The 20,201-nt window shown below is 65.8% G+C and carries 18 protein-coding genes; 10 read left to right on the forward strand and 8 right to left on the reverse strand.

Annotated features, from left to right (window positions below):
* Positions 1 to 70: 70 nt before the first annotated feature.
* Positions 71 to 955 (forward strand): aldose 1-epimerase family protein, encoded by an 885-nt coding sequence (locus tag K7W03_RS11030; RefSeq protein ID WP_137709662.1) that lies wholly within the window; start codon positions 71 to 73, stop codon positions 953 to 955.
* A gap of 66 nt (positions 956 to 1,021) precedes the next feature.
* On the forward strand, positions 1,022 to 2,587 hold the full coding sequence (locus K7W03_RS11035; RefSeq protein ID WP_044661177.1) for a peptide chain release factor 3: 1,566 nt from the start codon (positions 1,022 to 1,024) through the stop codon (positions 2,585 to 2,587).
* A gap of 58 nt (positions 2,588 to 2,645) precedes the next feature.
* Here the strand turns inward: K7W03_RS11035 and K7W03_RS11040 are convergent, their stop codons facing one another.
* The 5 genes from K7W03_RS11040 to K7W03_RS11060 form a co-directional block, all read right to left on the reverse strand.
* Positions 2,646 to 4,478: an ABCB family ABC transporter ATP-binding protein/permease gene (locus K7W03_RS11040; RefSeq protein ID WP_222886331.1), complete on the reverse strand. Its 1,833-nt coding sequence runs from the start codon at positions 4,476 to 4,478 to the stop codon at positions 2,646 to 2,648.
* Between the two features lie 155 nt (positions 4,479 to 4,633).
* Entirely contained in the window at positions 4,634 to 5,473 is an 840-nt protein-coding gene (gene dapD, locus K7W03_RS11045) for a 2,3,4,5-tetrahydropyridine-2,6-dicarboxylate N-succinyltransferase (protein WP_099186397.1), read from the reverse strand.
* Positions 5,470 to 6,141, reverse strand: a complete 672-nt coding sequence (locus K7W03_RS11050) for a pyrimidine 5'-nucleotidase (RefSeq protein ID WP_222886332.1) — start codon at positions 6,139 to 6,141, stop codon at positions 5,470 to 5,472. Before K7W03_RS11050 ends, dapD begins: the two co-directional genes overlap by 4 nt.
* 103 nt (positions 6,142 to 6,244) lie before the next feature.
* Positions 6,245 to 7,123: an LOG family protein gene (locus K7W03_RS11055; protein WP_025551839.1), complete on the reverse strand. Its 879-nt coding sequence runs from the start codon at positions 7,121 to 7,123 to the stop codon at positions 6,245 to 6,247.
* A gap of 187 nt (positions 7,124 to 7,310) precedes the next feature.
* On the reverse strand, positions 7,311 to 8,006 hold the full coding sequence (locus K7W03_RS11060) for an extensin family protein (protein ID WP_044661234.1): 696 nt from the start codon (positions 8,004 to 8,006) through the stop codon (positions 7,311 to 7,313).
* Positions 8,007 to 8,167: 161 nt separating this feature from the next.
* Between K7W03_RS11060 and K7W03_RS11065 the strand changes: the two genes are divergently transcribed.
* From K7W03_RS11065 to K7W03_RS11075, 3 genes are all read left to right on the forward strand, one after another.
* A complete protein-coding gene (locus tag K7W03_RS11065) occupies positions 8,168 to 9,340 on the forward strand; it encodes a phosphoserine transaminase (RefSeq protein ID WP_222886333.1) in 1,173 nt (390 codons plus the stop codon).
* A 129-nt stretch (positions 9,341 to 9,469) separates the two neighbouring features.
* Positions 9,470 to 11,050, forward strand: coding sequence for a phosphoglycerate dehydrogenase (gene serA / locus K7W03_RS11070; RefSeq protein ID WP_025551844.1), 1,581 nt, complete (start codon positions 9,470 to 9,472; stop codon positions 11,048 to 11,050).
* Between the two features lie 81 nt (positions 11,051 to 11,131).
* Positions 11,132 to 12,262 carry an ATP phosphoribosyltransferase regulatory subunit gene (locus tag K7W03_RS11075; RefSeq protein ID WP_222886334.1) on the forward strand — a complete coding sequence of 377 codons (1,131 nt, stop codon included), beginning with the start codon at positions 11,132 to 11,134 and terminating at the stop codon, positions 12,260 to 12,262.
* On the opposite strand, the gene K7W03_RS11080 is transcribed toward K7W03_RS11075, so the two are convergent.
* Complete coding sequence (locus K7W03_RS11080; RefSeq protein WP_226870064.1) at positions 12,256 to 13,059, reverse strand: alpha/beta hydrolase; 804 nt, start codon at positions 13,057 to 13,059, stop codon at positions 12,256 to 12,258. The genes K7W03_RS11075 and K7W03_RS11080 overlap by 7 nt on opposite strands.
* Before the next feature lie 327 nt (positions 13,060 to 13,386).
* Here K7W03_RS11080 and K7W03_RS11085 point away from each other — a divergent pair, with 327 nt between their 5' ends.
* Positions 13,387 to 14,676, forward strand: a complete 1,290-nt coding sequence (locus tag K7W03_RS11085; RefSeq protein WP_044661237.1) for an adenylosuccinate synthase — start codon at positions 13,387 to 13,389, stop codon at positions 14,674 to 14,676.
* Positions 14,677 to 14,910: 234 nt separating this feature from the next.
* Positions 14,911 to 15,093, forward strand: a complete 183-nt coding sequence (locus K7W03_RS11090) for a hypothetical protein (RefSeq protein WP_222886335.1) — start codon at positions 14,911 to 14,913, stop codon at positions 15,091 to 15,093.
* Between the two features lie 88 nt (positions 15,094 to 15,181).
* Here K7W03_RS11090 and K7W03_RS11095 read toward each other — a convergent pair whose 3' ends face one another.
* Together K7W03_RS11095 and pdxH are read right to left on the reverse strand one after the other, a co-directional pair.
* A complete protein-coding gene (locus tag K7W03_RS11095) occupies positions 15,182 to 16,513 on the reverse strand; it encodes a dicarboxylate/amino acid:cation symporter (protein ID WP_025552151.1) in 1,332 nt (443 codons plus the stop codon).
* A gap of 174 nt (positions 16,514 to 16,687) precedes the next feature.
* Positions 16,688 to 17,263 (reverse strand): pyridoxamine 5'-phosphate oxidase, encoded by a 576-nt coding sequence (gene pdxH / locus K7W03_RS11100; protein ID WP_222886336.1) that lies wholly within the window; start codon positions 17,261 to 17,263, stop codon positions 16,688 to 16,690.
* A 123-nt stretch (positions 17,264 to 17,386) separates the two neighbouring features.
* Here pdxH and K7W03_RS11105 point away from each other — a divergent pair, with 123 nt between their 5' ends.
* From K7W03_RS11105 to fabI, 3 genes are read left to right on the forward strand one after another with little or no spacing between them, the layout of a single operon-like run.
* Complete coding sequence (locus K7W03_RS11105; RefSeq protein ID WP_137709620.1) at positions 17,387 to 18,325, forward strand: DnaJ C-terminal domain-containing protein; 939 nt, start codon at positions 17,387 to 17,389, stop codon at positions 18,323 to 18,325.
* 14 nt (positions 18,326 to 18,339) lie between these two features.
* A complete protein-coding gene (locus tag K7W03_RS11110; protein WP_061940081.1) occupies positions 18,340 to 19,311 on the forward strand; it encodes a YihY/virulence factor BrkB family protein in 972 nt (323 codons plus the stop codon).
* A complete protein-coding gene (fabI, locus tag K7W03_RS11115; RefSeq protein WP_025552145.1) occupies positions 19,308 to 20,114 on the forward strand; it encodes an enoyl-ACP reductase FabI in 807 nt (268 codons plus the stop codon). The genes K7W03_RS11110 and fabI overlap by 4 nt, the downstream gene beginning before the upstream one ends.
* Positions 20,115 to 20,201 lie beyond the last annotated feature (87 nt).

Here is a 20,201-nt window from a genome sequence, read left to right on the forward strand (position 1 = left end):
TTCCTGACCGGCGGTCGGTTCCGGTCGCCGGGAAATCGCTCTATGCCGGACGGCAAGGAGATTGCAGCATATGGCGGACGAATTCATCACCATCGGTTCAGGCGATCTGAGCGCCGTCGTCAACCCGCTGGGGGCGGAGCTCTGGTCGCTGAAGGACCGGCAGGGGCGCGAGTTGATGACCGATGCGGACCCGCGCTGGTGGACGGGACACGCGCCGTTGCTCTTCCCCTTCGTCGGGCGATCGCGCGGGGATGCCTATCGCTTCGAGGGGCAGGATTACGCGATGCCGCAGCATGGCTTTGCGCGGCGCAGGGCTTTCGCGCTGGTGGAGCGGAGCGGCGAGGCCGTGACCTTCCGGCTGGAGGCGGATGCGGAGACGCGGGCGGTCTATCCCTTCGACTTCCGGCTGGACATGCGCTTCGCGGTCGAGGGAGCGGCGCTGCGGATGAAGGCGACGGTGGCCAATATCGGCGAGGGCGACCTGCCCTTCTCCTTCGGCTATCATCCTGCCTTTGCATGGCCGCTGCCCTATGGCGGGGCGGCGGAGGATCACCGGGTGCTGTTCGAGAAGGCGGAACCCGCGCCGATCCGCAAGGTGGGGGACGAGCCGGGCCTGATCGCGCGGGAAAGCATTGCTTCACCCGTGGATGGCCAGGTGCTGGTGCCCACCCATGCGATGTTTGAGGGCGACGCGCTGGTCTGGGACCGGCTGGAGAGCCGCAGCCTGTTCTGGGGCGTGCCGGGCGGCAAGGGGCTGAGGATCGATTTTCCCGATACGCCCTGGCTGGGGCTGTGGCAAAAGCCGGGGGCGCATTATCTTTGCGTGGAACCCTGGGCGGGGATGGCCGATCCGGTGGGTTTTACCGGAGATGTTTGGGAGAAGCAGGGGATCATGCGGCTGGCGCCGGGGAAGGAACGGGCCTTCCGGATGGACGTGACGGTGGTGGGCGGCTGAATTCGAGTTGCCTTCCAAAAACGGCCTTACTGGCGCGGCGGCAAAGAATCGCTATATGGGCCGCCCATGAGCATTCCTTCCCGCCGTACCTTCGCCATCATCTCGCACCCTGACGCGGGCAAGACCACGCTGACCGAGAAGCTGCTGCTGGAAGGCGGCGCGATCCATCTGGCGGGGGAGGTCAAGGCGCGCGGGGCGAACCGGCGCGCGCGGTCCGACTGGATGAAGATCGAGCAGCAGCGCGGCATTTCCGTGACCAGCTCCGTCATGACCTTCGAACGCGACGGGGTGACGTTCAACCTGCTCGACACGCCGGGGCACGAGGATTTTTCCGAGGACACCTATCGCACGCTGACGGCGGTGGACTCGGCCGTGATGGTGATCGACGCCGCCAAGGGCATCGAGCCGCAGACGCGCAAGCTGTTCGAGGTGTGCCGGCTGCGCAACGTCCCCATCATCACCTTCGTCAACAAGGTGGATCGTGAAGGGCGCGACGCCTTCGCCCTGCTGGATGAAGTGGCGGACGCGCTGGCGCTGGACGTGTGTCCGATGAGCTGGCCGGTCGGCATGGGCGGCGAGTTCGAGGGGATTTACGACTTCGCCCGGAACCGCCTGCGCCAGCCTTCGGGCGCGAGCAAGGAATTTGAGGGGAAGGAAGCCTCCTTCTCCGGCATCGACGATGATGCTCTGGCCGGGCATCTGTCCGGACAGGGGCTGGCGCGGCTGCGGGAGGAGGCGGAACTGGCGGTGGGCGGCTATGCCGATTTCGACCTTGCCGCCTATCGCCATGGCGACCTGACGCCGGTCTATTTCGGGTCGGCGCTCAAGCTGTTCGGCGTGACCGAACTGATCGACGCGCTGGCCGCCCATGCGCCGCCGCCGCGTGCCCAGCCCGCCGAGCCTGCGCCCGTCGAGCCGGAGAATAGCGAAGTCACCGGCTTCATCTTCAAGGTCCAGGCCAATATGGACCCGCAGCATCGCGACCGGATCGCCTTCATGCGGCTCTGTTCGGGCAAGTTCCGGCGGGGCATGAAGCTGACGCCAAGCGGCAGCGGCAAGCCGATCGCCGTGCATTCCCCGATCCTCTTCTTCGCGCAGGACCGCGAGATTGCGGACGAGGCCTTTCCGGGCGACATCATCGGCATTCCCAACCATGGGACGCTGCGCGTCGGCGATACGCTGAGCGAGAAGGCCGGGGTCCGCTTCACCGGCCTGCCGAACTTCGCGCCTGAAATCCTGCGGCGCGTGGCGCTGAAGGACCCGACCAAGACGAAGCAGCTCCGCAAGGCGCTGGATGACCTGTCCGAAGAGGGCGTGATCCAGGTCTTCTATCCGGAAATCGGATCGAACTGGATCGTCGGCGTGGTCGGGCAGTTGCAGCTCGACGTGCTGATCTCCCGGCTGGAGGCGGAATATAAGGTCGCGGCCGGGCTGGAGGCTTCGCCCTTCGACACGGCGCGATGGATTTCGGGGGACGACGCCGCGATCAGGGACCTGGTGTCGTTCAACGGCGCCAATATGGCCAAGGATCGCGACGGCAACCTGGTCTTCATGGCGAAGAGCGCCTGGGACATCGGCTATCAGCAGGAGCGGCACCCCAAGGTCAAGTTCAGCGCGACCAAGGAGCGTTGAACGGGGTACGGCCGAATTTGGCCAATCCAAGACATTCCCCTCCCGTAAACGGGAGGGGTTAGGGGTGGGTGCGAGCGCAGCGAGCTTCTGACTTAGCCGTTGCAAAACAGCGCAGATGCCGCGCCCACATCGCCGCATAAAGCCCGTCCGCCCGCACCAGATCGCCATGCCGCCCGCGCTCGACCACGCGGCCCTTCTCCATGACGATGATCTCATCGGCATCGACCACGGTGGAAAGCCGGTGCGCGACGATCAGCGTCGTGCGCTTGCGCGCGATGCTGCGCAGCACGTCCTGAATCTCCGTCTCGGTCCGGCTGTCGAGTGCGCTGGTCGCCTCGTCCAGCACCAGCACCGGCGGGTCCTTCAGCAACGTTCGCGCAATCGCCACCCGCTGCTTTTCGCCGCCGGAAAGCTTCAATCCCCGCTCGCCCACCCGCGTCTCATAGCCCTGCGGCAGGCCCATGATGAAATCATGGATCGACGCAGCCTTTGCCGCCGCCTCGATCTCTTCCTGCGTCGCGCCCTCGCGCCCATAGCCGATATTATAGCCGACCGTATCGTTGAACAGCACCATGTCCTGCGGCACGATGCCGATCGCTGAACGCAGGGACTGCTGCGTCACCGCGGCAATATCCTGACCGTCGATGCTGATCCGCCCGCCCTGTATGTCGTAGAAACGGAACAGCAGCCGCGCGATGGTGGACTTGCCCGCGCCCGAAGGCCCCACAATCGCCAATGTCCTGCCGGCGGGCACGGTGAAGCTCACCCCGTGCAATATCTCCCGCTCCGGATCATAGCCGAAATGCACATGGTCGAAGCGCACCTCGCCCGCCTCCACATGCAGCATCGGGGCGTCCGGCGCGTCGCCGATCTCCGCCTGCGTGTCGATCAGCCTGTACATCGCCTCCATGTCGATCAGCCCCTGGCGGATGGTGCGATAGACCATGCCCAACAGGTCGAGCGGCCGGAAAAGCTGGCTCAGCAGCGTGTTCACCAGCACTACGTCGCCGGTCGAGAACTGCCCGTGGCTCCACCCCCAGACGGTGTAGCCCATCGCCCCCGCCATCATCAGGTTGGTGATCAGCGACTGGCCGATGTTAAGCCACGCAAGGCTGTTTTCCGACTTCACCGCCGCGTCGGCGTACCGCCGCATCGCCTTGCCGTAACGGGTGGCTTCGCGCTCCTCCGCGCCGAAATATTTGACCGTCTCGAAATTCAGCAGGCTATCGACGGCATGGGCGACCGCATTGGTGTCCATGTCCACCATGTCGCGCCGAAGCTGGTTGCGCCATTCGGTGATGGTCCGGGTGAACCAGATATAGAGCGCCACCATCGCCAGCGTCGCCGCGACCAGCCCAGCTCCGAACTTCACGAAGAAAATGACGCAGACCGCCGCCAGTTCCAGCACCGTCGGCGCGATGTTGAACAGCAGGAAATAGAGCATCGTATCGATGCTCTTGGTGCCGCGCTCCACGATCTTGGTGACGGCGCCGGTACGCCGGTCGAGATGGAAGCGCAGCGACAGCCGGTGCAGGTGGACGAACACATCGTCGGCCAGCCGCCGTCCGGCTTCCTGCCCGACCCGCTCGAAAATGGCGTTGCGCAGATTGTCGAACAGCACGCTGCCGAAGCGCGCGCCCGCATAGGCGACGACCAAGGCGATGGCGAGGCCCGCGCCGGATTCCATGCCCGGCGCCATGCGGTCGATCGCGCCCTTATAGGCGAAGGGCATGGCAAGGCTGACGACCTTCGCCACCAGCACCAGCGCCATGGCAACGGCGACGCGCCGCCGCAGGGCCGGGGCGTCGGCCGGCCAGAGATAGGGAAAGAAGCGCCGCATCGTCGCCCAGACGGGCGGCAGAGGCGAATTGTCGGGCGTGGATGGCGGCATGGGGGCTTATTTAGGCGTTCATGCCACTTCTATCCAGAGAGTCTAAAGGGACGTCGCCATTTCGTTCAGATGGAGCCGAGAAGCGTGATTTCCGAGCACCGGCGCGCAGGAAATCGCGCTTCGCAGGCCCGCCTGGGCGGAATGACGATGTGCCTTCAATCCCGCAGCAGCTCGTTGATCCCGGTCTTCGACCGCGTCTGCGCGTCGACCCGCTTCACGATCACCGCGCAATAAAGGCTCGGCCCCGGCGTCCCGTCGGGCAGGGGCTTGCCGGGCAGCGAGCCGGGCACGACCACCGAATAGGGCGGCACTTCGCCGATGAACACTTCGCCCGTGGCGCGGTCGATGATCTTGGTGGACATGCCGATGAACACGCCCATCGACAGCACCGAACCCTTGCCGATGCGCACGCCCTCCACGACTTCGGACCGCGCGCCGATGAAGCAGTCGTCCTCGATGATCACCGGATCGGCCTGCAACGGCTCCAGCACGCCGCCGATGCCGACCCCGCCCGACAGATGGACATTCTTGCCGATCTGCGCGCAGCTTCCCACCGTCACCCAGGTGTCGACCATCGTGCCCTCATCGACGAAGGCGCCGATATTCACGAAGCTCGGCATCAGGATCACATTCCTGGCGATATGCGCGCCCGCGCGGGCGAACGAGCCCGGCACCGCGCGGAAACCGGCGGCGCGAAAGGCCGCCTCGTCCCAACCCGCGAACTTGCTCGGCACCTTGTCCCACCAGTGGCCCGCGCCCGGCCCGTTGTCGATCATGACATTGTCGTTGAGGCGGAAGGACAGCAGCACCGCCTTCTTCGCCCATTGATTGACCTGCCAGCCTTCAGCGGCCGGCTCCGCCACGCGCAGTTCGCCCTTGTCCAGCAGGGCAAGCGCCCTGTCCACCGCCTGACGGACCTCGCCCTGCGTCTGGAGATTGACATTGGCCCGGTCCTCCCAGGCGGCGTCGATGGTCGCGATCAGTTCGTTGCTCATGGCTGCTCCCCAAAAATATCCGCCAGAAACGGCGTCAGATGGTCGGTTTCGAAGTCGATGAAGTCGGGATGATGCTCGTGATTGCCCGCCTCGGACCCGTTATTGACCCAGATGGTGGTCATGCCGATCGCCTTGGCCGGGCGCAGGTTGCGGGCCATATCCTCAAAAAAGGCGGCGCGGCCCGGCTCCACATGGTGCACCCGGCACAGTTCGGCATAGCCCGACGGATCGGGCTTGGGCACATATTGGCAGGCATGGATGTCGTGGATCAGCTCGAACGCGCCGGTCAGGCCCAGCTTGTCGAGCACCCGCGTCGCATAGGCGCCGTCGCCATTGGTGAAGATCAGCCGCCGCCCCGGCAGCGCCGCGATATGGGCGTTCAGCGCCTCGTCCACCTCCAGCCGGTCCATGGAAATGTCGTGGACATAGTCCAGAAAGGCGTGCGGCTCGATCCCATGATGGTGCATCAGGCCGGACAGGGTGGTGCCATGCTCCAGGAAATAGCGCTTCTGCGTTTCCTTCGCGACGACCGGATCGCAGCCGAGCAGGCCCTGGATGAACTCGCCCATCTTCACGTCGATCAGCGCGAAAAGGTCCGCCTTCGCCGGGTAGAGCGTGTTGTCCAGATCGAAGATCCAGGTGTCGACATGGGCGAGATCGGCGCGCATGGCCGGGCCCTAGTCCCGTGCGGCGGGCAGGGCAAGGGCCATGGCCTACTTCCCGACAGCCAATCCCGACCACGCTCCTGCGCGCGCAGGAGCGCGACGCGCATCACCCGCAGCCCGGCGCTTCCGAATCCTGGTAAAAGCTCTGCACCGCTTTCCACGCTTCCTCGGCCGTTTCCACCCAGGTCAGCAGGTTGAGGTCCGACGGAGAGATCACGCCTTCGTCCGCCAGCGCCTCGAAATCCACCACGCGCGTCCAGAATTCGCGCCCGAACAGCAGGATCGGGATCGGCTTCATCTTGCCGGTCTGGATCAGCGTCAGCAGTTCGAACATCTCGTCGAACGTGCCGAAGCCGCCGGGGAACACCGCCAGCGCCCGCGCCCGCAGCAGGAAATGCATCTTGCGCAGCGCGAAATAGTGGAACTGGAAGCTCAGCTCCGGCGTGACGAAGCGGTTGGGCGCCTGTTCATGGGGCAGCACGATGTTCATGCCGATGGTGGCGGCGCCCACATCGTCGGCGCCGCGATTGGCCGCCTCCATGATCGAGGGGCCGCCGCCCGAGCAGACGACGAAATGGCGGCATCCCGCCTCGTTCACCGGATATTGCGCCGCGATCCGGGCCAGCTTGCGCGCCTCGTCATAATAGCGCGCCTTTTTGCCCAGATTTTCCGCGATCCGCCGCTGTTCGGGCGTGGTCGCGGCGTCGATGCGCGCCTGCGCCTGCTCCGGTTCGGGAATGCGCGCCGATCCGTAGAAGACGAAGGTCGATTCGATCTTCGCCTCGTCCATCAGCAATTGGGGTTTCAGCAATTCCAGTTGGAACCGCACCGGCCGCAAATCCTCCCGCAGCAGGAATTCGGTGTCCTGAAAGGCCAGGCGGTAGGCGGCGCTGCTGGTCTGCGGTGTTTCCACCCCCTTGCGGGCGTCGGCGGCTTCCTGACGGGCGGGGCGGAATTTGCGTTCTTCGATTTCTTTTCTGGTCATTTTCACCAAGGTAGGCGGCCAAGGCGGCAAAGCCAAGGCGGTTAAGATTAAATGCAGTTAAGTTCGGCCCGCTTCTTCCGCCCGCCCAGCGGCAAAAGCCGCCGCGTGCCTGTTTCCGCTTAGCGGCAAAAGCCGCCGCGTTCCCGTTTCCGCTCAGCGGCAGAAGCCGCCGCGTGTCTGTTTCCGCTTAGCGGCAGAAGCCGCCGCGGCCGCCCATGTCGAAGTGAAAATGGTCGTGATGGGCGGCGTTGTAATCGGGGCTCAGCACCGTGCGGAACCGCTTGCAGGCGCTGGCGTGGATGATCTCCAGAAACTGGCGGACGCGCCGGTCGCCGTTCCAGTCGTTCTGGATGGTGATGCGCCGCCCGTCGCTCAGCACGAATCCCGACACGTCGACCGCATTGCTGTGGGCATGTTCGCTCAGCTTGCCGCTGCCCGCGATCGGCCGGCAATTATAGGTGCCGAACGTCTCGATCTTCTCGACCTCCGCCCCCAGGATCAACCGGGCGGCAGGCTGCACGCCGAAGCGGGCCCAGGCCGCGAAATTGGCCGCCAGATTGCAGGTCATCGCCCCCAGATTGGTCGCGGGCACGCCGATGTCGAGCAGCTTGACGCTGCCATAGGCGCTGCACCCGCCGCCGAAATTCTGGTCCGGAAGGGGCGTGAAGAGGACGGATTGCGATTGCAGCTTCGCCATGCACTGCCGCACTTCCATGGGCGGCGGGGCGGCCGGCCGGGCGGTCTTCGCGGGCCTTGCCGGGCGTTCCACCCGGCCGCGCGGGACGAGGTCGCCGCCGCAGCCTGCCAGCGTCAGCGCGGCAGCCGCTGCGGCCGCCAGCGCCAGGCCGCGAAAAATCGCTTTCCCCCTAACCCGCTCGATCATGACGGGACCATTTACCACGTCCGGCTGGCCCAAGGGTTAACGGCATGCTCGGTTCATCGCGTCCAGACATTCAACTTGACTCTTTGGCCGGAGACTTTAGGGCGGCCAGCGGGCCACGCGGTCCCAACGCCGCGCGTGCTCTCTGTAAGGAGACGCATTACATGACTGACCTGACTGCCGTTGACGCCACCCTTGCGCCTGCTGAAAAGCCCGCCAACCGTCCGGCCAAGAAACCCGAGCGCCCCTATTTCTCTTCCGGTCCCTGCGCCAAGCCTCCGGGCTGGAGCGCCGACAAGCTGAGCGCCGACTCCCTCGGCCGCTCGCACCGCGCCAAGATCGGCAAGACCCGCCTCGCTTATTGCATCGACCTGATGCGCGAGCTGCTGAACCTGCCCGAAACCCACCGCATCGGCATCGTCCCCGGTTCCGACACCGGCGCCTTCGAAATGGCGATGTGGACGATGCTGGGCGCCCGCCCGGTGACGACGCTCGCCTGGGAAAGCTTCGGCGAGGGCTGGGTGACGGACGCCGCCAAGCAGTTGAAGCTCGATCCGACGATCATCCGCGCCGACTATGGCCAATTGCCCGACCTGAACGGTGTGAACTTCGCGCATGACGTGCTGTTCACCTGGAACGGCACCACCTCCGGCGTGCGCGTGCCGAACGCCGACTGGATTCCGGCCGACCGCGAAGGCCTGACCTTCGCCGACGCCACCAGCGCGGTCTTCGCCTATGAGATCGACTGGACCAAGATCGACGTCGCCACCTTCTCCTGGCAGAAGGTGCTGGGCGGCGAGGGCGGCCATGGCGTGCTGATCCTCGGTCCCCGCGCGGTCGAGCGCCTCGAAACCTATACCCCCGCCTGGCCGCTGCCCAAGGTCTTCCGCCTGATGGCGAAGGGCAAGCTGGCCGAGGGCGTGTTCAAGGGCGAGACGATCAACACCCCCTCCATGCTGGCGGTCGAGGATGCGATCTTCGCGCTGGAATGGGGCAAGTCGATCGGCGGCCTTTCCGGGCTGATCGCGCGCAGCAACGCCAATGCGGCGGCGCTGAACAGGATCGTCGAGGAACGCGACTGGCTTGGCCATCTCGCCGCCGATCCCGCCTCCCGCTCGACCACCAGCGTCTGCCTGACGGTCGAGGGCGCCGACGAAGCCTTCATCAAGAGCTTCGCGGCCCTGCTGGAGAAGGAAGGCGCCGCCTATGACGTCGCGGGCTATCGCGACGCCCCGGCGGGCCTGCGCATCTGGTGCGGCGCGACGGTCGAGACCGCCGACATCGAAGCGCTGGGGCCTTGGCTCGACTGGGCCTACGCCACGGTCAAGGCTGCTTGATCTCTATTTGAAGCCGTCATTCCCGCGCAGGCGGGAACCCATCTCCTGAACGTCCCGCTTGACGCTTCTTATGGGAGATGGGTCCCCGCTTCCGCGGGGATGACGGGCATATTTCCAAAGGAAACACAGATGCCCAAGGTACTCATCAGCGACAAGATGGACCCCCGCGCCGCCGCGATCTTCCGGGAGCGCGGCGTCGAAGTCGACGAAATCACCGGCAAGACCCCGGACGAGCTGAAGGCGATCATCGGCCAGTATGACGGCCTCGCCATCCGCAGCTCGACCAAGGTGACGAAGGACATTCTCGACCACGCCACCAATCTGAAGGTCATCGGCCGCGCCGGCATCGGCGTCGACAATGTCGACATCCCGGCCGCCTCGTCCAAGGGCGTGATCGTCATGAACACGCCGTTCGGCAATTCCATCACCACCGCCGAACACGCCATCGCGCTGATGTTCGCGCTGGCCCGCCAGCTGCCCGAAGCCAATGCCCAGACGCAGCAGGGCCTGTGGCCGAAGAACGGCTTCATGGGCGTGGAAGTCACCGGCAAGACGCTAGGCTTGATCGGCGCGGGCAATATCGGTTCCATCGTCGCCAGCCGCGCCCTGGGCCTCAAGATGAAGGTCGTCGCCTTCGACCCCTTCCTGACCCCGGAACGCGCCGTCGAAATGGGCGTGGAAAAGGCCGATCTGGACACGCTGCTGGCGAAGGCGGACTTCATTACCCTGCACACGCCGCTGACCGACCAGACCCGCAACATCCTGAGCAAGGAAAATCTGGCCAAGACGAAGAAGGGCGTGCGCATCATCAACTGCGCGCGCGGCGGCCTGATCGATGAAGCCGCGCTCAAGGAAGCGCTGGATTCGGGCCATGTCGCTGGCGCCGCGCTCGATGTGTTCGTGACCGAGCCGGCGAAGGAATCGCCGCTGTTCGGCACGCCGAACTTCATCTGCACCCCGCATCTGGGCGCGTCGACCGACGAAGCGCAGGTCAATGTCGCGCTCCAGGTGGCGGAACAGCTCAGCGACTATCTGCTCGACGGCGGCATCACCAATGCGCTGAACGTGCCCAGCCTGTCGGCGGAGGAAGCGCCGAAGCTCAAGCCCTATATGGCGCTGGCTGAAGAACTGGGCAGCCTTGTGGGCCAGCTTGAGGGCGACCGCATCCAGAGCGTCTCGGTCGAGGTCGAGGGCCATGCCGCCGAACTCAACCAGAAGCCGATCACCGCCGCGGTGCTGGCCGGGCTGATGCGCGTCTATTCGGACACGGTGAACATGGTCAACGCGCCCTTCCTGGCGAAGGAACGCGGCCTCGACGTGCGCGAAGTGCGCCATGACCGTGAGGGCGACTATCAGACGCTGGTGCGCGTGACCGTGAAGACCGAAGGCGGCGACAAATCCGTCGCCGGCACGCTGTTCGGCAATGCGCAGGCGCGCCTGGTCGAACTGTTCGGGATCAAGGTCGAGGCGGATCTTGCGGGGCACATGCTCTACATCGTCAACCAGGACGCGCCGGGCTTCATCGGCCGCCTGGGCTCTACTCTGGGCGAGGCGAACGTCAACATCGGCACCTTCCACCTTGGCCGCCGCAACCAGGGCGGTGAAGCCGTGCTGCTGCTGTCGGTCGACGGCGTGGTCAATGAAACCGTCCTCAACGACATCTGCAAGCTGGCAGGCGTCAAGACGGTGAAGCTCCTCCGCTTCGCCTGACACCGGTTCGGGCCTGACACCGGTTCGGGCCTGATATGGTTCGGGCTGGCCTTGCGCGCATAATCCGCTAAAGGCCAGCCCATGACCACGATCCCGCCCGGCCTTCTTCCCGAAGGACTTTCCGACCGCCTGCCGCCGCAGGCAGAGGCTTCCGCGCGTCTTGCGCGCCGCGTGCTCGATACCGTCGCCGCCCATGGATATGAGCGGGTGATGCCGCCGATCGCGGAGTTCGAGGATTCGCTGGTCGGCCGCCTGAAATCGATGAAGGCGCAGGATCTTGTCCGCGCCATTGATCCCGTATCCCAGCGCAGCCTGGCGCTGCGTCCGGACATGACCGCGCAGGTGGGCCGCATCGCCGCCACCCGGCTGGCTGCCGCACCGCGTCCGCTGCGCCTGTCCTATGCCGGGCCGGTGATCCGCCTGCGCGCGAATCAGCTTCGGCCGGAACGGGAGCGCTTCCAGGTCGGCGCCGAACTCATCGGCAGCGACAGCGTCGCCGCAGCCGTGGAGATCGTGAACGTCGCCATCGAAGCGCTGCAGGCGGCGGGCGTCACCGGCATCACCATCGACTTCACCTTGCCGGACCTGATCGACACGCTGGCCGCCGGTCCGCTGCCTCTCGCCCCGGAAGAGATAGAAGCCGTCCGCGCCGAGCTGGACGCCAAGGATGCGGGCGCGCTCGCGGCGATCAGCCCGGCTGCCGCCGCCTATCTGCCGCTGATAGAGGGCACCGGCCCCTTCCACGCGGCGATGGAGCGTCTGGAAGCGCTCAACGCGGAACTGGGCGGCGCCATCGACAGCCGGATCGCCGGCCTGCGCGCCATCGCCAGGCCCATCGGCTGGGACATCATCCTGACGCTTGACCCCACCGAGCGTCATGGCTTCGAATATCAGAACTGGTTCGGCTTCTCGATCTTCGCGGACGGCTTCACCGGAGAGATCGGCCGGGGCGGCAGCTATGCGATCATCCGCGCCGACGGGTCGGAGGAACCGGCCATGGGCTTCTCCCTCTATCCCGATCCGTTGATCGATGCGGGCTTCGGCGGCCAATCCCCCAAGCGCCTGTTCCTGCCGCTGCACCATGACGCGGCGCGCGCGGCGCAGTTGCGCGCCGAAGGCTGGCAGACCATCGCCGCGCTGACGGGTGAGGAGAATGGCGAAACGCTGCGCTGCTCCCACTGGCTCGACGGCGCAGAACCCCGGCCTTACTGACCGAAGCGGCGGCTCAGATATTGGTTGACGATGGCGGTTCCGGGATAACCGGGATCGCCCATCGCCCGGTTGATCTGCATATGCCCGCGCAGGCCCCGGCCCGCCAGCGCAGTCATCTCCACCGGCGTTCCCGCCTTGCGCAGCGCCGCCGCCAGCGCCTCCGACTGCGCCGTGCCGTCCGCGCGGTCGACATGCAGGATCAGGAAGCCGGGCGCATTGGGTTGCCCGGCATGCAATGTCGGCGACAGCGCCTTCTGCCGCGCCGGATCGGTGCCGAAGGCCTGTTCATAGGTGCCCGCCATGAAACGCCCGCCCTCCGCCATTTGCCTGCCGACATCATAGGCCGCGCCGTCCAGCAGGATCACCCCACGCACGGCATCCGGCCTCAGCCCCGCCTTGGCGAAATAGCGCATGTCCGTCCCCACCAACGCGGCGAGATGCGCACCCGCGCTATGTCCCATCAGCACGATCCGGTCCGCATCGAAGCCCAGGTCCATTGCCTTCGCTCGCAGGAAGGCCAGCGCGTCGGCCACGTCCTGCGCCTGTTGTTCCACCGTCGCGTTCGGCACCAGCCTGTAGTCGACGGAGGCGAAGGCATAGCCAAGCCCATGATAATGTTCGGCCTTGGCGGCTCCGGTGGCATTGTCCTTGCTCCCGCGTTTCCACCCGCCGCCGTGCACGAAGACGACCAGTGGCGCCTTTTGCGATTGGGCGGGCCAATAGTCCAGAACCTGCAGGCCATCCTTGCCATAGGCCATGGTCTGTCCGCCCGGCGCATTCTGCTGCCCCTCCGCCATCCGCGCCCGCCAGCGTTCGCGCAGGCCCTGCGCCTCGCTGCCCGATGCGACCAGCATCAGGGCCAGCATCGCTCCCGTCGTCAATTGCCGCATTCAGCCGCCCTTTCGCGTTCCCGAGCGGAAGCTTGCCAGACCGGCCGGCCGCGTAAAGCCATCCCGCTGTATCAAAGTGTAACCCCTTCGCCTTGACGCGCCCGCCATGCCCCGCTAACGCGCGCCCCGCACAGGACGGCCATCGTCAACCGGGGCGTCCACCCTATCCCACCGGCATGCCGAGTCCCGTCGAAGGGCATGGCCGGTCCGCGCGGCGGGCGGAGGACTGTAACTGTGGCAAATGTGACCGTGATCGGCGCCCAATGGGGCGACGAAGGCAAGGGCAAGATCGTCGACTGGCTGTCGGAACGCGCCGACGTCGTCGCCCGGTTCCAGGGCGGCCACAATGCCGGCCACACGCTGGTCGTGGGCGAGAAGGTGTACAAGCTCTCCCTGCTCCCCTCCGGCATCGTGCGCGGCACGCTGTCGGTGATCGGCAATGGGGTGGTGCTGGACCCCTGGCACTTCCGCGACGAGGTCGCGAAGCTGAAGGGGCAGGGCGTGGAGATCACGCCCGACAATCTCCAGATCGCGGAAACCTGCCCGCTGATCCTGCCTTTCCACCGCGACCTGGACGGCCTGCGGGAGGATGCTTCGGGCGCGGGCAAGATCGGGACCACCCGCCGCGGCATCGGCCCGGCCTATGAGGACAAGGTCGGCCGCCGCGCCATCCGCGTCTGCGACCTCGCTCATCTGGACGATCTGGGCCCGCAACTCGACCGCCTGACCGCGCACCACGACGCGCTGCGCGCCGGGTTCAACGAAGCGCCGATCGACCGCGACGCCCTGATGGCGGAGCTGCGCGACATCGCCGGCTTCATCCTGCCCTTCGTCAAGCCCGTCTGGCTGACGCTGAACAAGGCGAAGGCGGAAGGCAGGCGCATCCTGTTCGAAGGGGCGCAGGGCACGCTGCTCGACATCGACCATGGCACCTATCCCTTCGTCACCTCGTCCAACACGGTCGCGGGCACGGCGGCGAGCGGCACCGGCCTTGGCCCATCGGGCGCGGGCTTCGTGCTGGGCATCGTCAAGGCCTATACCACCCGCGTCGGCTCCGGTCCTTTCCCGACCGAGCAGGAAAATGACGTCGGCCAGCGTCTGGGCGAACGCGGCCATGAATTCGGCACCGTCACCGGCCGCAAGCGCCGCTGCGGCTGGTTCGACGCCGTGCTGGTGCGCCAGTCGGTCGCCGTATCGGGCGTCACCGGCATCGCCCTTACCAAGCTGGACGTGCTGGACGGTTTCGAGGAACTGAAGATCTGCGTCGGCTACAGGATCGGGGACCAGAGCTTCGACTATCTGCCCGCCCATGCGCAGGACCAGGCCAAGGCGGAACCGGTCTATGAGACGATCGAAGGCTGGCAGGACACCACGGCAGGCGCCCGGAGCTGGGCCGAACTGCCTGCCCAGGCGATCAAATATATCCGGCGGATCGAGGAACTGATCGGCTGCCCGGTCACGCTCGTCTCCACCAGCCCTGAGCGCGAGGACACCATCCTCGTCCGCGATCCTTTCGCGGATTGACGTCTTTTGCGGTTTCAGCGAGGCTGAAACCGTTCGGCTCCGGCCCGCTCCCCCACCCGGCCACACATAGGATACTGCCCTTGGGTGGCCGGGTGGGAGCGGGCCGGAGCGGTCACCTAGAGCGTTTTCCAAGCAGATGGAATCATCTGCTGACTCGGAAAACGCGACAAAACAAAAACTTAGAGCAGTCGAGCCGATGCAATCGGATCGGAATCTGCTCTAGAAGGAAATCCGATGGCCGGCGACCGCTTCGAGCGTCACAAGCAACCCTGGACGGCGGACGAGCTGCAAAAGCTCCACACGCTGGCGAAGAAGGGCGTGGCGCTGAAAGCCATCGCCAAGGCCCTGACCCGCAGCGAGGAATCCGTGAAGGCCCGCGCCAAGCAGGATGGGCTGAACATCGCGAAGTTGCGTTAATTCAGCCAAGGACCATGCCGTGTTCCCGCAAGCGCGGGCGCACGGCACGCCTTATGGCAGCAACGGGCCCGATTCAACGCAGCGCGCCCTAGCCCTTTTCCTCTTCCTCCACCATGTCGGGCGCCAGTTCCAGCCCGGCTCGGCCGTGCGCGGCGGTATGCGCCGGCGCCTTGGGGTGGGGCACATATTCGGGTTCCTCGACCTCCAGCATGCCTTCCCATTTGGTGATGACGGATGTGGCGATGGCATTGCCCAGCACGTTGGTCGCGGTGCGGCCCATGTCCATGAAATGGTCGACGGCCAGGATGAAGGCCACGCCCTCCACCGGCAGGTCGAACTGCCCCAGCGTCGCCGCGACCACCACCAGCGACGCGCGGGGCACGGCGGCGATGCCCTTGCTGGTCACCATCAGCACCAGCAATATGGTGATCTGCGTCGCGATCGGCAGGTCGATGCCATAGGCCTGGGCGATGAAGATCGTCGCGAAGGTCGAATACATCATCGACCCGTCCAGATTGAAGCTGTAGCCCAGCGGCAGCACGAAGCTGTAGATGCGGCGCGGCACGCCGAAGCGGTCGAGCTGCTCCAGCATCTTGGGATAGGCGGCCTCCGACGAGGCGGTGGAGAAGGCGATCAATATCGGCTCGCGCACATAGCGGATCAGCTTCACCATCCGCTTCCCCAGGAAGATCGATCCCGCCGCGAACAGCAGCAGCCAGAGCGCGATCAGCGACAGGTAGAATTCGCCCACCAGTTCGCCGAAGGTCTTGAGCACGCCCAGCCCCTCGGTCGTCACCACCGACGCCAGCGCGCCGAACACGGCGAAGGGGGCGACGCGCATGACATAGCCTGTCACCTGCAGCATCAGCTCCACCATCGCCTCGATCACGGTGACGACCGGCTTGCCCTTCTCACCGATGGCGGTCAGCGCGATGCCCACGAACAGGGAGAAGACGACGATCTGCAGGATCGAATTTTCCGCCATCGCCCCGACCATGGAGGTCGGGAAGACATGCAGGATGAAGTCGCGGAAGTTGAGCGCCTCCGTATTCACGCCCGAATCCGCGCCCGACCGGACGAGGTTCAATCCCTCGCCCGGCGCGAAGAAATTGACGAAGATGAGGCCGAGCGTCAGCGAGATCAGGCTGGCGATGATGAACCAGGCGAGCGCGCGCCCGCCGATCCGCCCCAGCGCGGCGCTGTCGCCCATATGCGCGATGCCCGCCACCAGCGTGGAGAAGACCAGGGGCGCGATGATCATCTTGATCAGATGCAGGAAGATGTCCGCCAGCAGGTGGTAATAGCCCGCCACATCCTTCGCCAGCGCCTTGTCGCCACCCACCCAGATATTGGTGGCAAAGCCCACGATCACCCCCAGAACCATGCCCGTCAGGATGAACGCCGTCAGTCGATTTCGCATCTCGTTCCTTTAACCGGCGCGTGGGCGCACCGCATTCATGGTCTGTCCCAAATGGTGGCTACACCTAACAGCCACCCGCAGCGCCCGCAATCGAAGGCGCGCGCCTGCCGTCATCGGGTTAGACGAATGAGGAATCATATTCCGCGCCCCGTCCGGCGCCGGAAAAGCACGGCCTCAGGGGTAGAGCAGCCCCTCGCGCCAGCCGTCGCCGGTCCGTTCGAACAGGCGGCGCTCATGCAGGCGATGTTCGCGATCCTGCCAGAATTCGATTCGTTCGGGGATGAGGCGGAAGCCCGACCAATGCGGGGGACGCGGCACCGGCCCGCCCTCGAAGCGCAGGCTGACTTCCTCATATCGCGCCATGAACACGTCGCGCGATTCCAGCGGGCGCGACTGGTCGGATGCCCAGGCGCCCAACTGGCTGTCACGGCTGCGCGTCGCGAAATAGGCGTCGGCCGCGGCTTCCTCCACCGGGCCCACCGCCCCCTCGATCCGGACCTGCCGCCGCAGCGACTTCCAGTGGAACAGCAGCGCCGCATGGGGATTGACGTGCAGCTCCTCCGCCTTGCGCCCCTCGAAATTGGTGTAGAAGATGAAGCCGTCCGGCCCATGCCCCTTCAGCAGCACCATCCGCACCGAAGGCCGCCCGCGCGCATCGGCGGTGGCCAGCGCCATGGCGTTGCTGTCGTTGATCTCGGTTTCGCGCGCCTCGACATACCAGGCATCGAACAGGACGAAGGGATCGGTCATGCGCGGTGATGTACGCCCCTCATAAAGCCATGTCGATAAGGCTTTCCCACGCTTGAACGACGCCGCGCCTTTCGCCACATAAGGCGCAAACGGTTTTTCATGCAAAAGGATATGTTGGCGGCAATGGCTGATCCCTACTCCACCCTGGGCGTCGCGCGCAGCGCGAGCGAGGCAGAGATCAAATCGGCCTATCGGAAGCTCGCCAAGGAACTGCATCCCGACAGGAACAAGGACAATCCCAAGGCGGCGGAGAAATTCTCCGCCGTCACCAGCGCCTACGACCTGCTGTCGGACAAGGACAAGCGCGCGCGCTTCGACCGGGGCGAGATCGACGGCGAGGGCAATCCGACCGCGCCCTTCGGCTTCGGCGGCGCTGGGGCGGGCGGCTTTCGGGGCCGGCCGGGTCAGGGCGGCGGGTTCGAGTTCCAGGAAGGCGGCGCCGATTTCGGGGACATATTCGAAGGCCTGTTCGGCGGCGGCGCAGGCCGCCGTGGCGCGGCGGGCGGGGGCTTTGGCGGTTTCGGCCGTGGCGCGCCGCCGCAGAAGGGCGCGAACGTCACCTATCGCCTCGCCGTCCCGTTCGTCGACGCCGCGACGCTCGCGCCCCAGCGGATCACGCTCCAGGACGGCAAGACCATCGACCTCAAGCTCCCCGCGGGGGTCGAGACGGGCACGCAGATGCGGCTTTCCGGCAAGGGGCAGCAGGGTCCCGGCGGCGCCGGCGACGCGATCGTCACCATAGAGGTGAAGCCGCACCCCTTCTTCAACCGCGACGGCGACAATGTGCTGCTCGACCTGCCCATCACCCTGGACGAGGCGGTGCAGGGCGCGAAGGTCAAGGTGCCGACGGTCGACGGCCCGGTGATGCTGGGCGTCCCCGCAGGCGCATCCTCCGGCAAGACGCTCCGCCTGCGCGGCAGGGGCTTCACCGGCAGGAACGGCCAGCGCGGCGACCAGCTCGTCACCCTGCTGATCGACGTGCCCGCCGACGATCCGGCGATCAAGGCGCTGGTGGAAGGCTGGCGGGACAGCCGCGCCGTGCGGACCCATCTGGGCGTTTGAGGGGTTAGGGGGGAATGCCGCAGCCGTCCCCCTATTCACCGGAGTCCCGTCGCCAGCGGCTCACCGAAGAAGCCCGCACCAAGTTCCACCGCCAGATCGCCCGGGTGCGCCCCGGCAGCCATGCCTTCGAAATCGCGAAGCGGGTGGCGGTCGGCACCTATAGCGACGGTTTCATCCATGCGGGGAACCTTGCCTATCTCTCGCTGATGACTTTGTTCCCTTTCTTCATCGTGGCGGCGGCGGTGGCGAGCATCTTCGGCCGGTCGCAGGACGGGCTGGCGGCGGTCGGGGCCTTTCTGGAAACGGTGCCGCCCGGCGTCGCGGAGGTGGTGCGCCAGCCGATCGTCGATGTGCTCAACGCCCGCACGGGGCCGCTGCTCTGGCTGGGCGGGCTGGTCGGGCTGTGGACCGTCGGCAGCCTCATAGAGACGATCCGCGACATATTGCGCCGCGCCTATGGCACCAGGAGCACGCGCCCCTTCTGGCATTATCGCCTGACCGCCATCGGCATCACCCTGGTCAGCGTGTTCGCGGTGATGTTCGCCTTCTCCATGCAGGTGATCATCACCGGCATTGACCAGTTCCTGCACCAGATCCTGCCCTTTGCCGACCAGGCGATACAGATCGTCGGCCTGACCAAGCTTGCGCCCATGGCGATCCTGTGCGTCGCGCTCTATTATCTCTATGTTTCCCTTACCCCCAGCCTGTACAAGGATCCGCGCTTCCCGAAATGGCCCGGCGCCATCGCCACGGCGCTCTGGTGGTACGGCGTCACCCTGCTGCTGCCGGTCACGCTTTCCATGCTCGGCGGCTATGACATGACCTATGGCAGCCTGGCCGGCGTGATGATCACCCTCATTTTCTTCTTCCTTGTCGGGCTTGGCGTGGTAATTGGCGCGGAATTGAATGCGGCGCTGGCGGAGTTCCCGGAAGAGGAAGCCGCGGCCGCCGCGCAGGCCGACAAAGGGAATGGGACGACGAAATGACAGGCTTGATGGCGGGAAAACGCGGTCTGATCATGGGGCTGGCGAACGACAAGTCGCTGGCCTGGGGCATATCGAAGGCGCTGCACGCCCAGGGGGCGGAACTGGCCTTCTCCTATCAGGGCGACGCGCTGGCCAAGCGGGTCAGGCCGCTGGCGGAGGAACTGGGTTCCGACTTCCTGATCGACTGCGACGTGTCGGACATGGAAAAGCTCGACGCCGCCTTCGAAGAGGTCAGGGCGAAGTGGGGCAAGCTGGATTTCGTGGTCCATGCCATCGGCTTTTCCGACAAGAACGAGCTGCGCGGCAAATATGTCGACACCAGCCTGGAGAATTTCCTGCTGACGATGAACATTTCCGCCTACAGCTTCGTCGCCGTCGCCAAGCGCGCGCGGGCGCTGATGGCGGAGGGCGGCAGCCTGCTGACGCTCAGCTATTATGGCGCGGAAAAGGTCATCCCGCATTATAACGTCATGGGCGTGGCCAAGGCGGCGCTGGAAACCAGCGTCAAATATCTGGCGATGGACCTGGGCCCGGAAAATATCCGGGTCAACGCCATCTCCGCCGGACCGATCAAGACGCTGGCGGCGAGCGGCATCGGCGATTTCCGCTACATCATGAAGTGGAACGAGCTGAACAGCCCGCTCCGCCGCAATGTGACGATCGAGGATGTGGGCGGCGCCGGCCTCTATCTCCTCTCCGACCTGGCGGCGGGCGTGACCGGCGAAGTCCATCATGTCGACGCGGGCTACAATGTCATCGGCATGAAGGCCGAGGACGCCCCCGACATCGCGCTGGACAAGTAACAAAACCCTCTCCCGTCGGGAGAGGGAGGGCCCCGGCGCGAAGCGCTGGGAGGGTGAGGGCGAACCACCTCACCCAAAGGGCAGGGA

This window comes from Sphingobium sp. PNB (assembly GCF_019873065.1).
GTDB lineage: Bacteria > Pseudomonadota > Alphaproteobacteria > Sphingomonadales > Sphingomonadaceae > Sphingobium > Sphingobium fuliginis.